The sequence below is a fragment of the Streptomyces sp. NPDC001868 genome (assembly GCF_040297125.1).
In the GTDB taxonomy this organism is placed as follows: Bacteria; Actinomycetota; Actinomycetes; order Streptomycetales; family Streptomycetaceae; genus Streptomyces.
Window position 1 is genome coordinate 50895 of the sequence record NZ_JBEOYO010000041.1, and the last position, 20726, is coordinate 71620.

12 protein-coding genes and 1 riboswitch are annotated in these 20726 nt (G+C 72.7%); of the genes, 6 read left to right on the forward strand and 6 right to left on the reverse strand.

Going from position 1 to position 20726, the window contains the following annotated elements:
- The first annotated feature begins 30 nt into the window (after positions 1 to 30).
- The 4 genes from ABT147_RS34375 to ABT147_RS34390 all read left to right on the forward strand — a co-directional run bounded on the left by ABT147_RS34375 (position 31) and on the right by ABT147_RS34390 (position 4562).
- Entirely contained in the window at positions 31 to 681 is a 651-nt protein-coding gene (locus tag ABT147_RS34375) for a GTP cyclohydrolase II (protein WP_351413549.1), read from the forward strand.
- A gap of 121 nt (positions 682 to 802) precedes the next feature.
- A complete protein-coding gene (locus ABT147_RS34380; protein WP_351413551.1) occupies positions 803 to 1924 on the forward strand; it encodes a PP2C family protein-serine/threonine phosphatase in 1122 nt (373 codons plus the stop codon).
- 273 nt (positions 1925 to 2197) lie between these two features.
- Positions 2198 to 2359: riboswitch (cyclic di-AMP (ydaO/yuaA leader) on the forward strand.
- 10 nt (positions 2360 to 2369) lie between these two features.
- Positions 2370 to 3431: a M23 family metallopeptidase gene (locus ABT147_RS34385; protein ID WP_351413553.1), complete on the forward strand. Its 1062-nt coding sequence runs from the start codon at positions 2370 to 2372 to the stop codon at positions 3429 to 3431.
- 186 nt (positions 3432 to 3617) lie between these two features.
- Positions 3618 to 4562, forward strand: a complete 945-nt coding sequence (locus ABT147_RS34390; protein ID WP_351413555.1) for an aldo/keto reductase — start codon at positions 3618 to 3620, stop codon at positions 4560 to 4562.
- Between the two features lie 463 nt (positions 4563 to 5025).
- On the opposite strand, the gene ABT147_RS34395 is transcribed toward ABT147_RS34390, so the two are convergent.
- The 4 genes from ABT147_RS34395 to ABT147_RS34410 form a co-directional block, all read right to left on the reverse strand.
- Positions 5026 to 6375: a PrsW family intramembrane metalloprotease gene (locus ABT147_RS34395; protein WP_351413557.1), complete on the reverse strand. Its 1350-nt coding sequence runs from the start codon at positions 6373 to 6375 to the stop codon at positions 5026 to 5028.
- 159 nt (positions 6376 to 6534) lie between these two features.
- Entirely contained in the window at positions 6535 to 7353 is an 819-nt protein-coding gene (trmB, locus tag ABT147_RS34400) for a tRNA (guanosine(46)-N7)-methyltransferase TrmB (protein ID WP_351413559.1), read from the reverse strand.
- Between the two features lie 170 nt (positions 7354 to 7523).
- On the reverse strand, positions 7524 to 8753 hold the full coding sequence (gene lhgD / locus ABT147_RS34405) for an L-2-hydroxyglutarate dehydrogenase (RefSeq protein ID WP_351413561.1): 1230 nt from the start codon (positions 8751 to 8753) through the stop codon (positions 7524 to 7526).
- A gap of 254 nt (positions 8754 to 9007) precedes the next feature.
- Positions 9008 to 10432 (reverse strand): NsdA family TPR-like regulatory protein, encoded by a 1425-nt coding sequence (locus tag ABT147_RS34410; protein WP_086755246.1) that lies wholly within the window; start codon positions 10430 to 10432, stop codon positions 9008 to 9010.
- 715 nt (positions 10433 to 11147) lie between these two features.
- Here ABT147_RS34410 and ABT147_RS34415 point away from each other — a divergent pair.
- A complete protein-coding gene (locus tag ABT147_RS34415; RefSeq protein WP_351413563.1) occupies positions 11148 to 13241 on the forward strand; it encodes an asparagine synthase-related protein in 2094 nt (697 codons plus the stop codon).
- 412 nt (positions 13242 to 13653) lie between these two features.
- On the forward strand, positions 13654 to 17169 hold the full coding sequence (locus ABT147_RS34420) for an ATP-binding protein (protein WP_351413565.1): 3516 nt from the start codon (positions 13654 to 13656) through the stop codon (positions 17167 to 17169).
- 19 nt (positions 17170 to 17188) lie between these two features.
- On the opposite strand, the gene ABT147_RS34425 is transcribed toward ABT147_RS34420, so the two are convergent.
- Both ABT147_RS34425 and ABT147_RS34430 read right to left on the reverse strand, forming a co-directional pair.
- Positions 17189 to 19192 carry a sigma-70 family RNA polymerase sigma factor gene (locus ABT147_RS34425; protein ID WP_351413567.1) on the reverse strand — a complete coding sequence of 668 codons (2004 nt, stop codon included), beginning with the start codon at positions 19190 to 19192 and terminating at the stop codon, positions 17189 to 17191.
- A 449-nt stretch (positions 19193 to 19641) separates the two neighbouring features.
- Entirely contained in the window at positions 19642 to 20472 is an 831-nt protein-coding gene (locus ABT147_RS34430) for a TetR/AcrR family transcriptional regulator (protein ID WP_351413569.1), read from the reverse strand.
- Positions 20473 to 20726: the final 254 nt, after the last annotated feature.

Below are 20726 nucleotides of genomic sequence, written 5' to 3' on the forward strand. Positions count from 1 at the left end.
CGACACCCGCGCCAGGACCGGAGAACCCGCATGCCCGACTTTCCCGCTGCCACCCCGCGTGCCCGCGTCCGGGTGCCGCTGCGTTTCCAGGACGGTTACGGCGTCGACGCCGAACTGGTCACCTTCCACGGCCTCGTCGACGACCAGGAGCACCTGGCGATCGTCCTCGGCGACCCGGCGCCCGGCACGGCCCCGCTGGTCCGGCTGCACTCCGAGTGCCTGACCGGCGACGTCTTCGGCTCGGCCCGCTGCGACTGCGGTCCGCAGCTGCGCGAGGCGGTGGAGCGGATCGCCGACCGCGGTGGTGTCCTGCTCTACCTCCGCCAGGAAGGCCGGGGCATCGGCCTCTACAACAAGCTCGACGCGTACGCCCTCCAGGACCAGGGTCTCGACACCTACGAGGCGAACGCGGCGCTCGGCCTGCCGGAGGACGCCCGCGACTACACGGCGGCGGCCCAGATGCTCGGCGCCCTCGGCATCGACGAGCTGGACCTGCTCTCCAACAACCCCGACAAGGCGCGGCAGCTCCGCGACCTCGGGGTCGGCGTCCGCGACCGCGTCCCCACGGGCGTCTTCACCACCGCCCACAACGTGCGCTACCTCCGCGCGAAGGTCCTCCAGACCCAGCACACGCTTCCCCTGCCGGAGCTGACCGGGCTGACGGGACTGACGGCGGGCTGAGCCCCGGACGGAACGGCGGTGGGCGTCGGCCGGTGTTGGATGTCGGCCGGTGGTGGGCATCGGCTAGCCCACTCGGCTCCGCCGACTCGCCCGCGCCCCGTCCCCCGGAAACCCTGTATCCGTGGGGCAGCCAGAGGGTGCGAGGGAGCCGGTCGGCCGGCGGTTCTCGTATGCCCGGACGCTCGTCCGCGTGCTCCCCGTCCTGCTGATCGCCATCGGCCTCTTCTACGACCACTTCACCCCGCGCGAGTTCACGGCCGTCCCCTTCTTCACCGCCGCGCCCCTCGTGGCGGCCCCACTCTTCTCGCTGCACGGCACGGTGATCACCGGCGTCGCGTCGGTCGCCGGCATCACCGCCGTACGCCTCCACTACGACGACGCGGGCCATGTGGACGCGATCACCGAGATCGCCACGGTGGCCACCGTCGCCGTACTGGCCGTACTGATCAACCGCCTCGTCCGCCGCAGCGACGCCCGGCTCGCCACCGCCCGGGAGATCGCCGAGGCGGCGCAGCGGGCCGTACTGCCGGTGCCGCAGGAGCGGATCGGCGGGCTGGAGATCGCGGCGCGGTACGAGGCGGCGCAGGCCGGGGCGTCGATCGGGGGCGATCTGTACGCGGTGCAGGACTCGCCCCACGGTGTCCGGCTGATCGTGGGCGATGTGCGGGGCAAGGGGCTGGGGGCGGTGTCGGCGGTGGCGGTGCTGATCGGCGCGTTCCGGGAGGCGGCCGAGCAGGAGTCGACGCTCGAAGCGGTCGCCCAGCGGCTGGAACGGGCGCTGGCCCGCGAGAGCACCCGGCGGGAGGCCGCGCGCCGGGACACGGCGGTGGAGTACGAGGGGTTCGTGACGGCCGTACTGGCGGAGTTCCCGCACGGTGCCGGCCGCGCCCGGATCGTCAACCGGGGCCACCCGTCCCCCCTGCTGCTGTACGCCGACGGCACCCTGTGCACCCTGGACGCCCCGCAGCCGGCGCTCCCGCTGGGTATGGAGGACCTGGCCACCTGGCCCGACCGCGCGGAGGAGACCGGTTTCCCGCCGGGCGCCATGCTGCTCTTCTACACCGACGGCCTCTCCGAGGCGCGGGACGCGCGCGGTGTCTTCTACGACCCGGCCGAGCGCCTGTCCGGCCGGGTCTTCTCCGCCCCGCGCGCCCTGTTGACGACCCTCGCGGAAGAGGTGCGCCGGCACACGGGTGACCGCACGACGGACGACATGGCGCTGCTGGCGGTCCGCCGCCCCTGACGCACACGTCTCTCTCACATCGTGCGCGTCTCGCACCACCGAATGTCACCGACTGTGTCTGTTCGACCGTTCTCCGTATAACAACTGACGTAACGTCAGAACTTCTGTTACTCCTGAGTCAAGGTCAACTCGCCCGTTTTCCACCCCGCATGACCCGTAAAGTCCGGCGCGAAAGCCGGAACGATCATTCAGAACAGCTTGGAATGGAGCACTCGCGTCTATTAACGTTCGATAACGCAGCGCGGTCGTCCCAGCCGTCACAAGAGACGGCTCCGTGCTCACGCGTCGAATCCCGCAAGGGAACCGGGGAACCATCACTCTGGGGTGAATCGCACGGAAACCGCCGTGGCAGTACGCACGACCGGTTTACGCGCGTAGGAGACCTTCCTGCTCCGAACCCGTCAGCTAACCCGGTAGACGAAAAGGAAGGAAGGAGTACGCCCACGTGGCGTCGAACCGGTCCGCGACCGAAGCCCCGTTCGTACCGAGCCAGCGCGACGGCGAGAGCCAGACGTTCGGCTACGGCAGCTACAACAGCGACAACGAGGGCCCCTGGCAGGAGTGGAATCCCAGCGAGGAGACCATTCGCCCCGTTCGCGGCCGGCACCGCGTCGCCAAGCCGCGCGGTGGACTCGCCCGTGGCGGACTGGCCCGCAGCTCCACCGTTCTCGGCGTCGGTGTCATAGCCGCCGTCGGCGGCGCCGGCATGGCCAGCGCGCAGTCCGGCAAGGCCCCGGTCTCCATATCGATGCCCGACATGCCGAATGTCGGCTCGGTCTTCGAGGACGACGCCGAGGAGCCGGAGCCCGAGGCCTCCACCTCCCCGCTCAGCAACGCCGGCCTGACCGCCACCGACTCCGAGCAGGGCGCGGCCGACGCCGGCGAGGCGCTGCGCGCCCGCATCATGGCGCAGGCCGAGTCCCAGCAGGACGCGTTCGACAAGGCCGCCGCCGAGGCCGCCCAGACCGCCGCCGCGGACAAGGCCGCCGAGCAGGCCGCCAAGGAGAAGAAGGAAGCCGAGGCCAAGGAGGCCGCCGCCAAGCAGAAGGCGGCCGAGGAAGCCGAGCGGAAGGAAGAGGCCGAGCGCCTCGCCTCCCTCGCCAAGCAGTTCACGCTTCCCACCTCCTCGTACACCCTCACCTCCACCTTCGGCCAGGCCGGCCCCTACTGGTCCTCCGGCTACCACACCGGCCTCGACTTCGCCGCCCCCACGGGCACGCTCATCAAGGCCGTCCACAGTGGCACCATCACGCAGGCCGGCTACGAGGGTTCGTACGGCTACAAGACCGTCCTCACCCTCGATGACGGCACCGAGATCTGGTACGCCCACCAGTCCTCCATCGGCGTCAGCGTCGGCCAGAAGGTCGCCACCGGCGACGTCATCGGCCGCGTCGGCGCCACCGGCAACGTCACCGGCGCCCACCTCCACATGGAGGTCCACCCCGGCGGCTCCTCCAGCGGCATCGACCCGGCGGCATGGCTGCGCAGCAAGGGCCTGACCCCGTAAGGCAGATCAGCACCAACGACGCCGCGTAGGTCCGCGAGGACGACGCGGCGTCCGTCATGCCCGACGCCCCCTCCTCTGCCCTCCCCCTCTGCAGTCCCCTCCCCGCCCCGCCTCCCCTTCCATGCTTCACGTGCCGTTCACGCGGGGGCGGAATGCGGGCGTCCGTCCCCCTGGTTGACGTTGGACATGACTTCTCTTCGCAAGCTGGGCACATCCGAGATCGAGGTCTTCCCGCTCTCGCTCGGCGGCAATGTCTTCGGCTGGACGGCGGACGAGGCACAGTCCTTCGCCGTCCTCGACGCCTACGCGGCGGCCGGCGGCAACTTCGTCGACACGGCCGACTCCTACTCGGCGTGGGTCGAGGGCAACCAGGGCGGTGAGTCCGAGCGGATCATCGGCAAGTGGGCCAAGTCCCGCGGCAACCGCGCCGACGTGGTGATCGCGACCAAGGTGAGCCAGCACCCCGAGTACCCGGGCCTGACGGCGGCCAACATCAAGGCGGCGGCCGACGCCTCCCTCGCCCGCCTCGACACGGACTACATCGATCTCTACTACACCCACTTCGACCAGCCCGACGTCCCCGTCGAGGAGATCATCACCGCCCTGGACGACCTGGTGAAGGCCGGCAAGGTCCGCGCGATAGCCGCGTCCAACATCACCCCCGAGCGCCTGAAGGCCTCCCTGGACTTCTCGGCCGCCGAGGGCCTGGCCCGCTACGTCGCCCTCCAGCCCCACTACAACCTGGTCTCCCGGGACACCTACGAGGGCGCCCTCCAGACCCTCGCCGCCGACCACGGCCTCTCCGCCGTCCCCTACTTCGCCCTCGCCAAGGGCTTCCTCACGGGCAAGTACCGCCCCGGCACGACGGTCGACAGCCCCCGGGCGGCCGGCGCCGGCGCGTACCTGGAAACCCCGGCCGGCACGCGGGTCCTCACGGCCCTCGACGAGATCGCCGAGTCCCGCGGCGCCGCCCACGCAACCGTCGCCCTCGCCTGGCTCGCCGCCCAGCCGACAGTGGCCGCCCCCATCGCCTCAGCCCGCACCCTCGACCAACTCCCCGCCCTCCTCGCCGTCGCCGACCTCACCCTCACCCCCGAGGAACTCGACAAACTGACAACAGCATCGGCGTAGTCCCCGCCCACAGCGGCCGACAGAAACAGCCCACGCCCCTCGCACCCCCCAGCGACACGGCTGCCCGCAGCGAAACGGGGCGTGGAGGCCGTAGCCGGACCGCCGACTGCGCGACGACCGCACGCCGTACGGCGGGTGGGCTGGGGTCGACGGGGGGCAGGGGCGCCGGGCATGCATGACCGCACCGCACCGCACCCCGTACGTCGGGTCGGCCGCGTACGGCGAGAAGGGGGTGTGCCGGGGGGTGTCCGCCCGCAGCGGTTGGCGCGTCAACTCGTCAAACTTCCCAGCCCACCGATTCCGCGCCGTTCCGAGGACGGACACCCCCCGGCGCGCCCCCGACCCACCCACCGCCCCTGGGCGAACCACCCACAGGCGACAGGCGACCCACTCACCGGACCGCCAGAACGACCCACCGGCAGCGGGCGAACCACTCACCGGCAGCGGGCGAACTCGCCCGCCCCTACGACCGATACGGGTTGTACGCGGAATACGGCGGCGTCACCCCGTACCCCGCCGGTTGCGGGAACCCCGGCCCGTACCCGCCATAACCGCCCTGCCCGTGCCCATACCCGTGCCCAGCCCACCCCGCAGGCCCGACCTCCAGCCCCGCATACCCCAAGGCCGGCCGAGCCACATCCCGCCGCCGCCACAGCTCGAACAGCAACTCCCGCTCGCGCAACGCGAAGTCCGCCCCGACCCGCCCCCGCCGCCCCCGATACCGCAGAAACGCCAACTTCGTCGCGTACACCTCGTACTCCCCGACCGACCGACCCCCCGCCTTGCCGAAGTGATGCGCCGCATACTCCCGCGCCACCCGCCGAGCCCGCATCGACCCCAGTACATACGGCTCAGCCGGCGTCAGCCACCCCGCCGCCGCATACGCCGGCAACTCCTCCCGCACCTTCCGCAACTCCCGCTGCCGAGCCCAGATCACCAGCCACGTCAGCAGCCCGAACGCCGGCACCATGAACGCCGCGTACACCGCGAAGAACCCGTACTCCCCGAACGTCGCCGACCCGTTCCAGATCGAGTGCATCCCCATGGCGAGCAGCAGCCCACTCGCCGGCACGAGCACCCGCCGCGCCCGCTGCCACTCCGCGGAGAACGCCGCGACCCCGAACCCGATCCCCGTCAGCACGGTGAACAGGGGATGCGCGAACGGCGACATGATCACCCGTACGAAGAACGTGGCCGCGGTGACGGACGCCAGCCCGCTCCCCCCGCTGAGCTGGTCCGTCCCGAACGCGGTCCCCAGGTACAGGATGTTCTCGGTGAACGCGAACCCGGTCGCGGTGAACCCCGCGATCACCACCCCGTCCACGATCCCGGTGAACTCCCGCCTCCGGAACAGGAAGACGAGTAAGACGGCCGCGGCCTTGGCGGTCTCCTCCACCACGGGCGCTATGACGGTGGCCCCCAGGGTGTCGGCATGCGAGGGGTCGGCGGTGGCCGTGGCTATCCAGCGTGTGGCGAAACTGTTCGCCACGATGGCTATCAGCGCCGCCGCACACGCCCCCCAGGCGAACGCGAACACCTGGTTCCGCCAGGGCCCGGGCTCCACCCGGCCCAGCCACCGGAACACGGCCATCAGCAGCGGGACGGGCAGTATCGCGAGCCCCAGGCCGACGAGAAACCCCTCGGTGCCGGTCTGTTCACGGACGAGCGCGAGGATGACGAACCCGGAGACCCCGAGCAGCCCTATCAGCGCCCCGTATCTGACGCTCTTCCGCTGCCACCAGCGCGTGGGCCTGAACGCATACCCACCGGAGGGGCCGCTGGGCTGCGTCGGGTAGGGGGGACTGGTGGCCATTGCATTGACCCTAACGAGGGAGAGGCGCCGCCCGCGACGGCGCGTGGTGCGTCCCGCCGGACTGTGAACGACGGCCTTCAGGCGCCTGTGGGGGTGTGTTCGAACTCCTGCATCTGCTCCCGCATCCGCTCTCGTTCCTACTACTGCTCTGCTGCTCTACTACTGCTCCTGCTCCTGCTCACGTTGCTGTACGCGGCGGAAGAGCAGATCGTTCACCACATGACCCTTGTCCAGTCCCTGCCCCTCGAAACGGGTCAGCGGCCGGAAGGCGGGACGTGGCGCGAACCCGCCGTCGGCCCGGGTGTTCTCGAACTCCGGGTGCGCGGTGAGCACTTCGAGCATCTGCTCGGCGTACGGCTCCCAGTCCGTGGCACAGTGCACGATCGCCCCGGCCCGGAGCCGTGACGCGACGAGCGTGAGGAACTCCTCCTGGATCAGCCGCCGCTTGTGGTGCCGCTTCTTCGGCCAGGGATCGGGGAAGTAGACCCGCAGCCCGTCCAACGACGCGGGCGCGAGCATCTCCCGCAGCAGAATGATCGCGTCCCCGTTGGCGACCCGAACGTTGGACAGCCCGTCCCGGTCCGCGAGATTCAGCAGATTCCCCTGGCCCGGTGTGTGCACATCCACGGCGAGCACATTGGTGTCCGGATCGGCGGCGGCCATCCGCGCGGTCGCCTCCCCCATCCCGAACCCGATCTCCAGCACGACGGGCTTCTCGTCCCCGAACAGCTCGACGAGATCCAGCGCGCGCCCGTCGATATCGAGCCCCCACTTGGGCCACAGCCGCTGCAGGGCGTCCGCCTGCCCGGCCGTCACCCGACTCCGCCGGGGCTGAAAGCTCCTGATCCGCCGCTCGAAATGCGACCCGGCGGGATCCGCCTTCGGCCCATCGGGAAATCGCGGCTCACCCTTGTCCCGGGTACGCCGAAGGGAGGCACCGGTGGTGCGGGGCTCAGGGGCATCAGGAGAGTCAGACACAGTGCCCCGATTTTACGACCCCCAGGTGCCCGGCCCCAGCCTGCCGTCCACCCACCGAACGCCATGGACGAAAACCCAGCCCCACCGCCCCCGACCCCGACCCAGCCCCACCGACCCCGACCCACCCCCACCCGGCCCCAGCCGCCGGGCACCTCCTCACCAAGGGCGGACTACACCCCGGCCACCCCGGCCACCCCGGCCAACGCCGCCAACGCCCGCCTCCCCACCTCCCGCCCGATCGGCAGCGAAGCGGTAGCCGCAGGCGAAGGCGCGTTCAGCACATGTACGGCCCGCGCGCCCTCCCGGATCAGGAAGTCGTCCACCAGCGTCCCGTCCCGCAGCACGGCCTGCGCCCGCACCCCCGCCGCCGCAGGCACCAGATCCCCCTCCGACACCGCCGGCAACAACCGCCGCACCGCCCCGGTGAACGCCTTCTTCGACACGGACCGCCGAAGCTCCCCCGCCCCGTACCGCCAGTGCCGCCGGGCTATCCGCCAGGACCCGGGCCAGGCCAGCGTCGCCCCCAGCTCCCGCATCCGTACGGTGCCCCAGCCGTACCCCTCCCGGGCCAGCGCGGGCACGGCGTTGGGCCCGATGTGCACGCCCCCGTCGATGCCCCGGGTCAGATGCACCCCGAGGAACGGAAACGCCGGGTCGGGCACCGGATACACGAGTCCACGGACCAGCTCGGGCCGCGCCAGCTCGTAGTACTCCCCCCGGAACGGCACGATCCGCATCCCGGGCTCGTCCCCGGTCATCCGGGCCACCTCGTCGCAGTGCAGCCCGGCGCAGTTCACCAGCACCCGCCCCCGTACGACGTCACCGCCCCGGATCCGGACGGCGACCCCGAGCGAGGCCCGCCGGTCGATCCGCTCGACCTCGGCGCCGTACCGGATCTCGGCACCGGAGGCCCGCGCGAGCTGCCGGGCGACCCCCACGAAGTCACAGATCCCGGTGGTGCCGACATGTATGGCCGCGAGCCCGCGCACCTCCGGCTCGTACTCGGCGATCTGGGCGGCGCCCAGCTCCCGCACCGGAATCCCGTTCTCCCGGCCGCGCTGCACCAGAGCATGCAGCCGGGGGAGCTCGGACCTCTCCGTGGCGACGATCAGCTTCCCGGTGACAGCGTGATCGATGCCGTACTCGGCGCAGAACTTGACCATCTCGGCGGCGCCCTTGACGGCGTACCGCGCCTTCAGCGATCCCGGGCGGTAGTAGATCCCGCTGTGGATCACGCCGCTGTTCCGCCCGGTCTGGTGCCGGGCCGGCCCAGGCTCCTTCTCCAGCACGGTGACCCGCGTGCCCGGCGCCGCCCGCGTGATCGCATACGCGGTGGACAGCCCGACGATCCCACCGCCGACCACGAGCACATCACAGTCGTAAGCGCCCTGCCTCCGCACGCGCCCCACCTCCCGACTCCGATAGTGCACTGCACCACTGACAATGCCCTCAAACCCGGAAGCCGCCCACATGGCGCTGGTCACGTTCCTGCTGCTGTTCCCCGCTGCTGTTCCCCGCTGCCGTTCTCTGCCGCCGGGCGCCCAAGGCCGCGCCCCTTCAGGGGCGCGGGGAACTGCGCGACCAGCCCCAAACAACCCGCACCCGCCGAACCACCCAAACCCGGCAGACGGGTAGGCGAGCAGGCGCCCAAAACCTACGCAGGCGTCATCAAAAGAGGCCGCGCCCTCTCCCGCAGCTCGATCACCCGCGGCTCATCCCCGTACGGCTCCAGCCGATGCAGCAGATCCTTCACATACTCGGTCGTACGCGCCGAAGAGATACGCCCGGCGACCTCCACCGCCCGCACCCCCTGCTCACACGCCGCGTCAAGATTCCCGGACTCCAGCTCGGCGACCGCCGACACGACGAGCCGCAGCCCGTGCGACCGCACGAACTCCTCCGTCGGCCGCGACAGCGCCTGCTCGGTGAAGCGCCGCACCTGACGCGGGGCCTTGAGATCCCGGTAGCACTCGGCCGCGTCCGCGGCGAACCGGTCGTAGCCGTAGAACCCGAGCCACGTCGGATCGTGGTCGCCGTCCCGGGCCCGCTCCAGCCACCCCTCGGCGGCCTTGAGGGCCGCTCCGGCGGCCACCGCGTCGCCCGCGCGCGCGTGCGCCCTCGCCTCGACGAGCCGGAAGAAGCTCATCGTGCGCGCGGTCGCCAGCCCCCGGTTGCGTTCGAGCGCGGCCTGCGCGAGATCGACGCCCTCGTCGCCGAAGCCCCGGTAGGTCGCCTGCAACGACATGGTCGCGAGCACATACCCGCCCAGCGGCACATCGGCCGCCGCCCGCGCCAGCCGCAGCGCCTGGATGTAGTAACGCTGCGCGGCCTCCTGCTGACCCGTGTCAAAGGCCATCCAACCGGCGAGGCGGGTGAGTTCCGCGGACGCTCCGAACAGCGCGCGGCCCACTTCGTCGGAGTACGAGCCGAGCAGCAGCGGCGCCGCCTCGACCCGCAGGCACTCCGGCACCATCGACGAACGCCAGTCGCCGCCTCCGTACTTGGAGTCCCAGCGCCTGGCGTCCTCGGCGGCCTCCCGCAGCTTCTGCACATCGCTGTGGCCGACTTTCAGCGGCGACCCGGAGCCCTCCGCGGAGCCCGCCTCGCGCGCCACCGAACTGTCGGCCGGGGTTATCAGCCACCGTGAGGCGGGCGTCGCGTACGCGCTCACCGCGAACGATCCGGCGAGGGACTGCCAGATGCCGCCGGTGCCCGCGCGGCGGCCGGCGAGGTCGAGGCGGTACAGCTCCGTCGCCGCGCGCACCGCCTGTCCGACGTCACGGGGGAAGGCGAGGCCCACTTCGGGGGCGGGATCCGCGTCCGCCAGGCCGATCTCGTGGAGCGGCACCGGACGGCCGAGCTTCTGGCCGATCGCGGCCGCGATGAGGTGGGGCGCGGCGCCTTGCGGCACCATGCCCTTCGACACCCAGCGCGCCACCGACGTCTTGTCATAGCGAAGAGTCAGTCCTCGCTGAGCGCCAAGGTCGTTGACGCGACGCGCGAGTCCTGCGTTGCTGATTCCCGCGAGGGCGAGAACGGCGCCGAGTTTTTCGTTCGGCCCGCGTTGCTCCCTGGACATTGCGCCACCCCTCGAACAGACGGCTGCCGCGGCGGCATAGGCACGCGGCATTCGTACAACCCAGCGTAGTTCGCCGCATCCCAAGCGTTAAGGGGCCCAAATCCGGATGGCGGGATTGTGGTCCGCACGAAAGTGCGGGCGCCACACGGAGTGTTGTCACGTGCTCCCGCTGTGTGGCCGTGCGCCTGTCCGTGCGCTCTTCTCCGGCCACCGGGGGAGCGCTTCCATGGTCGTGCGTGGGTCGGCCCGCTGTACTGGATCCAGTGGGCTGGGGGACACCGCCGCCTACATCCCCGCGGGCGGCGGACCGGTCCGGGAGGCGAACTCCGCCTCCCGGACTGTGCGTTGACGCTGTGTTGCCATCGAGGGCGGTACGGAGGGCGCGCCGACTCCGCCCTTCAGGACCGATTTGGCCGAAAATCGACGGTGGTCGTCGAGGGTGAATACCGCTCCGACCACGTCTGTTGAGGGCGCGTTAGGTGTTTTGGGGGAGCGTACCGGGGGCGCATTCACGTCGTAGACCCGGGGTCCACCTTTGTCGACCGCCCCTCCTCCAGGGCGACTTGAGGGTGTGACGGGGGAGCGCTCATGGCTCCCCAGGGGCGCACTTACCGGTGTGCAAGCCGCGCCGCGCGCCCTCCGACAAGCCTCCTTCGTGGCAGCATGGGGACCGTTCGTACGGTGCACCGGTTGTCCACAGCCTGTGGAGGCGTCGATGCGGTGGTTGGTGGGATGGAGCAGTACCGCCGCTGGCGCGCCCGCCTTCGGCTCCGCCGGCGCCACCGGCTTCGACGGCGAGACCGTGCACCCGGTCGGCTCGCACCTCCTGTGGGGCGACCCCGACCCGCTGTGGGCCGTGGGGGACTGGCGCCCGGACGAGGTGCGGGTCGTACAGGCCGACGCCCAGACGCGCATCGCCGTCCTCGGTATCTGCGGCGCCTCCGACGAGCAGCTGCGCGTGGGCCTGTTCGCCGCCCGCGGCGGCGCCCTGCGCCATCTCACCGCCTGGCCCGGCAGCTACACGGCCGTCGTCCAGGTCGGCCGTCGGCTGACCGTCTGCGGTGACCTCGCGGGCGCCCGCCCGGTCTTCTACACCCCCTGGTCGGGCGGCACGGCGTACGCGACCGCCGCCCTCCCGCTCGCCGACCTCATCGAGGCCAACCTCGACTTCGGGCACCTGGCCGCCCTGCTGGCCGCCCCCGACGTACCGGACGCCCTCCACGACTCCACGCCGTACGACGGCGTGCGCCGCATTCCCCCGGGGCACGCACTGATCCTGCGCGCCGGTGCCCGTGAGATCGCCGGCTACGAGCCGGTCGCGTCCCTCGCCGTCGCCGCGCCCTCCGCCGATCCGGCCAGCGCGGTGGACGCGGTCCGCGACGCCCTGGTGGAGTCCGTACGGGTCCGCCTCTCGGCCCCCCGGCACGTACCCGACGTCGACCCCGGCCCGGTCCCCGGCATGGGCCCGGCCGAGCGCCGCGCCGCCCGGGGCATGCCCGTCCCCGGCATCGGCGCCGACGTCTCCGGCGGCCCCGCCTCCGGCACCCTGGCCCTGCTCGCCGCCGGCCTCCCCGGCGCGCCCGGCACGGTCCTCGGCCACGGCACGGGCGCCGGCGAACGCCTCCTCGCCGTCACCTTCAACGACCTGGTCACCTCCGGCCGCGAGACCGAACTGGAACGCGCGGGCACCCTGGCCGCCAACCCCCGCCTGCACCACGTGGTCGTGACCGGCGGCGAGGAGGTCCTCCCGTACGCCGACCTCGACGTCCCCCTGACCGACGAACCGGGCCCCTCCCTGGTGACGGCCGCCCGGCACCGTGCCCGCCTCGCCTCCGGCAGCGCCGACCACTTCACCGGCTACGGCGCCCGCCAGGTCCTGGACGCCCACCCCGCCCGCCTCGCCGACCTCCTCATGGACCGCAAACGCCGCCACCTGGTCCGCCCGGTCGCCGCCCTGGCCAAGGCCGACGGTTCGGTGATGGTCCCCGCGCGTGTGTACAGCGCCGCACGGAAGCTGTCCCGCACCCCGTACCGCTCCGGCGTCGAAGTCCTCGCCACCCGCCTCATGCAGCGCCGCTTCGAGGAGCCCGGAGGCGCGGTGGGCGCCTCGCTGGCCGCGCTCACCTGGGCCAGACCGGGCCCAGCCGCCCGCTGGCTCACGGGCGAGGCCCTGGCAGAAGTATCGATTCGCCTGGGGGCGACGACGGGCCGCCCCTCCGTCGGCCCCGGCCAGCGCCCCGGCGACTTCCGCGCCCGCGCGGCCCTGGCCCGCTACGCCACGGACATCCGTGTCCTCGAACAGGCCGCGGAGGTCCGCTCCCAACGCCTCCACATCCCCTTCCTCGACAACCAGGTCGTCCGCGCCTGCCGCGCCCTCCCCGAGGCCCTCCGCGTCCGCCCCGGCGCCCGCGCCGCCATCCTCCGTACGGTCCTGGAGGGCGCCGGCGTCACCGACCTCCCGCCCGGCTGGGGCGCCCCCTCCCACGCCACCTCCCACGCCGCCGCCCGCACCGGCCTCCGCGTCGCCGCCGACACCCTGATCACCCTCTTCGACACCCCCCTCCTGGCCCAGGCGGGCCTTGTCGAAGCCCGAGTCGTCCGCAAGGCCCTCCGAGCCGCCGCCGAAGGCGAACCCCTCCCCCTCGACGGCCTCGCCGACCTAGTAGCCCTAGAACTCTGGCTACGCCGCCTCCTCTCCCGCCGAGGCACCTGCTGGACAGGCACCCCAGCAAGACAACGAGCCGTACCAGCAGGCATCACCCCCCAACGAGGCGCCCTGGGCGCGGGAGCGACAGCAAGACGCTCATAGCCCCGCTCGCGCAGGGCCGCAGGGACCCATGCCCAGGCCAAGGCGCGGCCTGCCTTCAGACACTCGACGGCCTACGCCCAAGCCGGTGTGCGGCCCAGGCTTCCCAGGGCTGCGGGCCTCCAGGCCCAAGCCGGTGTGCGGCCCAGGCTTCCCAGGGCTGCGGGGCCTCCAGGTCCAAGCCGGGGCGCAGCCCCAGGCTTTCCAGGGGCGCGGGGAACTGCGCGACAAGCCACGACGCTCCGGCACGTACAAGAACACGCAAGGCCCCCCTCATCCCCTGGCGGGGGCCTGGGGGCGGCAGCCCCCGGAGAAGGGGGGCAGAAGGGGCACAGCCCCTGGTGATGGGACGGGTAGGGGCGGCGGGGGCGAGAAAACGCCTGCCCCCCACACCCACCAGGGCGACAATGACCCGGTGCGGTACGCAATCCTGGGAACAACCCACGCAGAAGACGACCACGGCACCCCCATCCCCCTACCCGGCCCCCGCATCCGCGCCCTCCTCACCGCCCTCGCCCTACGCCCCGACCACCCCGTCCCCACCCCCACCCTCATATCCGAGATCTGGCCGGACACCCCACCCGCGGACGCCCCCGCCGCCCTCCAGGCCCTCATCGCCCGCCTCCGCCGAGCCCTGGGCAGACACACCGTCACCTCGGAACCCGGCGGCTACCGCCTGGCCACCACCCCCACCGCCGTAGACCTCTTCGCCTTCGAACGCCTGGTCGACGACGCCAAGACCGCCCTGTCCGCCCAGGACCCCGCCACCGCCGCCACCACCCTCCGCGAGGCCCTCACCCTCTGGCGCGGCCCCGCCCTCGCCGACCTCCCCGACCGCACCGCCGCCGCCCGCCCGGAGGCCCTGCGCACGGAGGCCCTCCGCACCCGCGTCGAGGCGGACCTCCACCTGGGCCGGGCCCCCGACGTCGTACCGGAACTCCGCGAACTGACCGCGGCCCACCCCCACGACGAACCCCTGCACGCCCTCCTGCTCCGCGCCCTCCACGAAACGGGCCGCACCGCGGAAGCCCTCACGACCTACGAGCACCTGCGCCGAACCCTGCGCGACACCCTCGGCACGGACCCGTCCCCCGAACTCCGCACCCTCCACCACACCCTCCTGACCCCCCGACCGCTCCCACAGCCACCCCTCGAAAGCACCCCCACTCACGCCCCCACCCCCACCCACCTCCGCACCGGAAACATCCGCACCGGAAACATCCGCCCCCGCCTGACCTCCTTCGTGGGCCGGGCCCCAGAACTCGACGCGATCCGTTCCGACCTGAAGACCTCCCGTCTCGTCACCCTCACCGGCCCGGGCGGCTCCGGAAAGACCCGCCTCGCCGAGGAGGCCGCCACCGGCCACCCCCAGGCCTGGCTGGCGGAACTGGCCCCGCTCGACCGCCCCGACGCGGTACCGGGCGCGGTGCTCAGCGCCCTGGGCCTGCGCGAGACCGCGCTGATCACCTACGACCCGCAGCACACCTACGACCTGACGACACCGCAGGCCGACCCGCTCACCCTGCTCGTGGAGCACTGCGCCCGCCGGGAACTGCTCCTGATCCTCGACAACTGCGAACACGTGATCGACGCGGCCGCCGAACTCGCCGAGACCCTCCTCACCCACTGCCCCGGCCTCACGATCCTCGCCACCAGCCGCGAACCCCTGGGCGTGCTCGGCGAGTCCGTACGCCCGGTGGAGCCCCTGCTCCCGGCCCCGGCCCACCGCCTCTTCGCGGAGCGCGCCGCGTCCGTACGCCCCGACGCGGACGCCGTCCTGCGCGCCGACCCCGGGGCCGTGGACGAGATCTGCCACCGCCTCGACGGCCTCCCCCTGGCCATCGAACTGGCCGCCGCCCGGCTGCGCCTGCTCACCCCGCGCCAGATCGCCGACCGCCTCGACGACCGCTTCCGCCTCCTCACCTCGGGAAGCCGTACGGCCCTGCCCCGCCAGCAGACACTGCGGGCCGTGGTCGACTGGTCCTGGGACCTGCTGGACGAGCCCGAGCGCACGGTGCTCCGCGAGGTGTCGGTCTTCGCCGGCGGCTGGGACCTGGAGGCGGCGGAAACGGTCTGCGCGGACGGCCCCGTCCCCACGGCCGACATCCTCGGCGCCCTCGTCGACAAGTCCCTGATCATCGCCACCCCGTACGAGCACGACACCCGCGTCATGCGCTACCGGATGCTGGAGACGATCCACGAGTACGCCACGGAACGCGCCGCCGAGACCCCGGCCCTCCGCACGGCGGCCGAACTCCGCCACCGCACCTGGATCCTGGCCCTCCTCGCCGAGGCCGACCCCCTCCTCCGCTCCGCCGGCCAACTCCCCTGGATCCACCGCCTGGAGACCGACCTCGACAACATCCGGGCCGCCCTCCACCGCGCCCTCACCGCGGCCGACGAACCCGCCGCCACCGCCCTGGCCCTCGCCATGGGCTGGTTCTGGTGGCTCCGCAACTTCCGCCACGAGGGCACCCACTGGGTCGACCGCATCCTGACCCTGACCACGACACCGCACACCGACGACACCACTCAGCCCTCCCGCCCGAGCGCTACGGGAGGTACGGCCGGACGAAACGATCCGAGCGAGACCGGGACCGGGACCGAGAGCGGAACCGGGACCGAGAGCGGGGCTGGGACCGAAACCGGGACCGAGACCGGGACCAAGACCGGGACCAAGACCGGGACCGAGGCAGCGGACCACATCGCCGCCTTCCTCGCGGAGCCCGCCCCGTCCCGCCACCCCCGCCACAGCCACCGCATCGCCCTGCGCCTCCTCCACCTCGCCCTGGCGGCGGAGTCCGGCCCCATCGGCGTACCGGACGACCCGAAGGCCCGTGAGTACGTGGCGCGTCTGAAGCGGGAGTCCGGTCACACCGGCCCGGCCGCCGCCCGCTTCCCCGGCCTGGTCTGGCCCCTGACCGCGTACATCCTGGACGGCGCCGTCTCGGTCGACATCCGCGCGCTGATGGACGACGCGGTCGCCAACTGCCGCGTCCACGGCGGCGACTGGGAACTCGGCTTCACCCTGATGCTCCGCACCCACATGCTCGTCGACTCCTCCGGCAACCTGCGCGGCGTCGAGGACGACCTCGCCGAACTGCGCGCGATCGCCGACCGCGTGGGCGACCGTTGGATGCGCGCCCAGGTCCGCAGCGCGGCCGGCGAGGCGGCGATGGCCCGAGGCCGTTTCACGCGGGCCAAGGAGGAGTACGAGGAGGCCCTGCGCCTCGCGTACGAGGTGGGCGCGAACGCGGAGGCACCGTTCCTGATCGCCCGCCTCGGTGAGATCGCCTACCGCCTGGGCGACCGCGAGACCGCCCTGGCCGCGCTGGACGAGGCCACGGCGGCGGCGGACCGTTTCGGCGCCCCGGACTCCCGCGCGTTCGTCTGCCTCCTGCGCGCCCACATGGCCTTGGTGGACGGCGAGATCTCCCACGCCCGCGAACTGTGGCGACTGGCCGAAGAGGAGACCCTCCGAGGCACACCCCCGCCCCAGCACAAGGCGTTCATGGACCTGGTCGACGGCCTCCTGACGACCGCCGAGTCCGGCCCGGAAGCCGGCCTGCGCCGCCTGACCGAGGCCTTCCGCACGACCGTGGACAACGGCTGCGCCGAGAGCGTGACGGCGGCCATGGCCGACAGCGCCGCGACCGTACTGTCCGGCCTGGGCGACCACCCGTGCGCCGTACGCCTCCTCGCCGCCGGAGCCGGCTGGCGCGGCGACCACCCCCAGCCGCTCCCGCTCCCCGCCCGGCACGACATCGGGAGCGCGGAGAGCGCCGCCCGCACTGCCCTGGGCCCCACCCGCTACCTGGAAGAACACACCACGGGCGCGGCCTACACCCCGACCGACGCCCTTGCCGACCTGTCCAAGGCCCTGAAAGAAATCCAGGGCCGAGGGATCCAGGGCCGAGGGATTCAGGACTGAGGGATTCAGGGCCGAACCCTCAGCAGCTGAACCGCGACTCCGCCCAGTCCGCCAACACCGGCGGGCCGTCGTGACCGTGCGGCTCGACGACCAGCCGTACGGTCTTCCGCCCGCCGAGATTCACATGGACCGGGACCGCCGGGTCCCCGCCCCGCACCAGCCCGGACCTCCACAGCCGGACCCCGTCGCCGTAGACGGAGAAGTAGACCTTGCCGAGGCCGTGCGTCAGGTCGTCGACGCCGACGAGCGCGTCGTACGAGCCGCAGCGGCGGTTGAGGTCGATGGTCACGGAGGAGTGGCTGTGCACGGTCACCCCGTGCGCGTACCGCTTCCCGGCGATCGACACCCCGTACCGCTGCCAGACCCAGCCGCTCTCCCCGAGCCGCATCTCGGGCTCGGTGCCGTCGCCGAGGACGCCGTACCGCAGCTCGCTCCACTGATAGACGGCCGGGGGAGCGGGCGGAGGCGGGGGAGGGGGTGCCGGGGTCGGCGTGGGCGACGGCTTCGGCGGCGCGGGAGCCGGGGGCGGAGTGGGTGTGGGGGTGGGAGTCGGTGTCGGTGTCGGTGTCGGCTTCACGGACGGAGCCGGTGTCGCCGCCCGCGACGGCGAGGGTGAGGGTGTCGGTGCCGACAGCGGCTTGGACACCGGCACCATCACGCCGGGCGCGCCCGGCGCGGGCTCCTCGTCCGGCGGCGTCGGGGGATCCGGCCGCGGCGCGGCCTCGACGGACTGCGAGGCGGACGGCTTGGCCAACGGCTCCTTGGGTTTCACCTCGTCGTTCGCCAGCGCGAGCGCCACCGCCGCGGCGACCATCCCGGCGACACTCACCGCGATCCCGGCCTTCGCCGGCGCACCGAGCCCCTCGGCGGCGACCCCGCCACCCGCACTCGTACCGCCGCCACCCGCACCCGCACTCGTACCGCCGCCACCCGCACCCGCACTCGTACCGCCGCCACCCGCACCCGCACTCGTACCGCCGGCCCCCGCGCCCGTAGCGCCCGCACCGCCGGAACCCCCGCTCGCGGCGGCCGCCGCCCCCGCGGCCCCGGCCGCGCCGGCCCCCGTGCCACCGGCGACGAGCGCGGCCACCTTCGCGTACCCGGCGGCGCCGAACCACCCGATGACCGCGATCGGTACGACGGCCGGGATCCCGCTCGCGACGTCCTTGATCTGCCCCGCGGCCAGCCGGCACGCCGCGCACTCCTCCAGATGCGCGCGCAGCCCCCGCTCGGCCCGCGTCCGCAGACTGCCCCGGGCGTACGCGCCGAGCCGGTCGGCGTACCGCCCGCACTCCGCGGAGTTCCCGGCGAGCGTGGCGCTCACATGGGCCTGCAGATACGCCTGTTTGAGCCCCTCCCGGGCCCGACTGGCGAGCACCCGGGTCCCATTGGCGTCCAGCCCGAACAAGGTCGCGACGTCACTCGGCGACTCGTCCTCGACCTCCGTGTGCCAGAGCACGGCCTGCCACCGCTCCGGCAGCGAACGGAACGCCCGCATCGCCATCGACTGCTCGGCCTCGTGCATCGCCCGCACATCCGCGCCGAGATCGAGCGTGTCGGTGTCCGAGACCTCGGCCCCGCGCGACGCCTGCGCGGCGAACACCGCGAAGTCGTCGACCAGCTGTTCCCGCCGGGCGGAGCTCGTCCAGGTGGCGGCGACCCGGCGCACGGACGTGAGCAGATAGGCCCGTACGGCGTGCTCGGGCCCGGACCCGCCCCGCACGGCCTGCAGCATCCGGGCGAAGACCTCGGCGGTCAGGTCGTCGGCCGTATGCGCGTCCCGGCAACAGGTCCGCGCGTACCGGCGTACGGCCTCCGCGTGCCGTCGGTACAGCTCCTCGTACGCCGAGTCGTCCCCCGACCGCATCCACGCGATCAGATCGGCGTCGGAGGGCGCCCGCGGCGGCAGCACCCCGGAGTCGAACCGGTCCCACTGCGCCGGAACCCCCCGCCCCCCTTGGCTGGGCACCTGAGGCCCCGCCTCCGCCTCGGCCCTCGACTCGTCCCGCCCGTCAAACCCCATCGCGGAAGCCCCCGCCGCCAGCCGACCCAGTCCCGAACACCAGGGCAGAGTGCCATATTGGCTTTTGTTCAGCCCCTAGCACTAAGGGCATACCACCCGTCCGAGCGCATCCCCCAGCCCCCGGTACATGCCTTCACCCATACGAGTAACAAGCCAGCCGTACCACGCCCCTGGAGGACCGCAGCCCCTTCAGCAGCACGGGAAACTGCGCGAGCCCGAGGAGGGCCGCAGGCCCTCTAGGGGCGCGGGGAACTGCGCGAGAACCCCCACGAACCCGCACCCGACAACGCACCCCCCCCACACACACCACCCCCCACCCCCCCACACCACCCCCACCCCCCACGGGGTCGAAGGGGCAGCGCCCCTGGGGATGGGAACGGGTAGGGGCGGCGGGGGCGAAAAACCCACCCCACACCGCCCCGGAGAGACCGACCCTCACCCACCCACCATCAGGCAGGCCGAGACCGCAACCCCTCCAACAGAATGTCCAGCAACCGAGCCGACGCGGCAGCCTGCTGCGCCGCATCCGGCAACGCGGGCGCCCCCGTGGCGATCACCAACAACACATCCGCCACGGTCACATCCTCCCGCAGCTCACCCGCGGCCCGAGCCCGCTCCACCAACTGCCCCACAACCTCGAGCAGCGCCGAAGCCCCGGCATCATCCACCGGCCCACCCAGGCCACCGGCACCGGAAACGGCACCCGCACCCGAACCGGCACCCGAATCCGCCGACACCAACCGAAGCTCGGCCGCCGGCTGAGCCCGCTGCTGCGGAACCCGCGCCTCGTCCACAACGACCGCGCCGATCCCATCGGCCCCGGCCCCGGCCCCGGCCACGTCGTCCGCGACCCCGACCCGCAGCACCTGCGGCGGCAGCAGCCGCCCGGCACCCGAGGCCACCGACGTCCGCAGGAACCGTGACAGCGCCTGCCACGGATCCTCCTCCTGCCCGAGCGCCACCCTGGCCTGTTCGGTGAGCCGAGACGTCTCCTCCTCGGCTATCCGCCGGACCAGGACGTCCTTGCTCGGGAAGCGCCGGTACACCGTGCCGACACCGACCCGCGCGCGGCGGGCCACGTCCTCCATCGGCGCGCCGTATCCCAGCTCGCCGAAGACCTCGCGCGCCGCACGCAGCACGTGTTCGAGGTTGCGCTGTGCGTCCACGCGGAGCGGAGTGGAACGCACTCCGTCACCGCGTCCGTTGCCGCCCGCCGAGCCGATCGCACCGCTGGGTGCGATCGTGGACGCGGACGACCAATGAGACTCCTGAATATGCATACATGTTCCCCCGGTAATGACGTCTCCCCCCGGAGACTCTCCCCGTCATCGGAAGCCGGAGCGGCGGAACGAGCGTCCAAGGTCCTCGGCGGCCGCCGATTCTCCTTTCGCCGGAGATCCGGACCCCGGACCCGACCGAACCTCTTGAACGCATCCCCCTACACCCCGTCGACACACGAACATAGTTGAGAGGGAGTCAATTCAGAAGGGGCACGTTCCGCACGGAGCCCCCCTCGATCGGAGTACGGGCGGTT

Coding starts and splice junctions, on each gene's coding strand:
- ABT147_RS34375 (WP_351413549.1), top strand. CDS start 31: ATGCCCGACTTTCCCGCTGCCACCCCGCGTGCCCGCGTCCGGGTGCCG.
- ABT147_RS34390 (WP_351413555.1), top strand. CDS start 3,618: ATGACTTCTCTTCGCAAGCTGGGCACATCCGAGATCGAGGTCTTCCCG.
- ABT147_RS34395 (WP_351413557.1), bottom strand. CDS start 6,375: ATGGCCACCAGTCCCCCCTACCCGACGCAGCCCAGCGGCCCCTCCGGT.
- ABT147_RS34410 (WP_086755246.1), bottom strand. CDS start 10,432: ATGTCCAGGGAGCAACGCGGGCCGAACGAAAAACTCGGCGCCGTTCTC.
- ABT147_RS34415 (WP_351413563.1), top strand. CDS start 11,148: ATGCGGTGGTTGGTGGGATGGAGCAGTACCGCCGCTGGCGCGCCCGCC.
- ABT147_RS34425 (WP_351413567.1), bottom strand. CDS start 19,192: ATGGGGTTTGACGGGCGGGACGAGTCGAGGGCCGAGGCGGAGGCGGGG.
- ABT147_RS34430 (WP_351413569.1), bottom strand. CDS start 20,472: ATGCATATTCAGGAGTCTCATTGGTCGTCCGCGTCCACGATCGCACCC.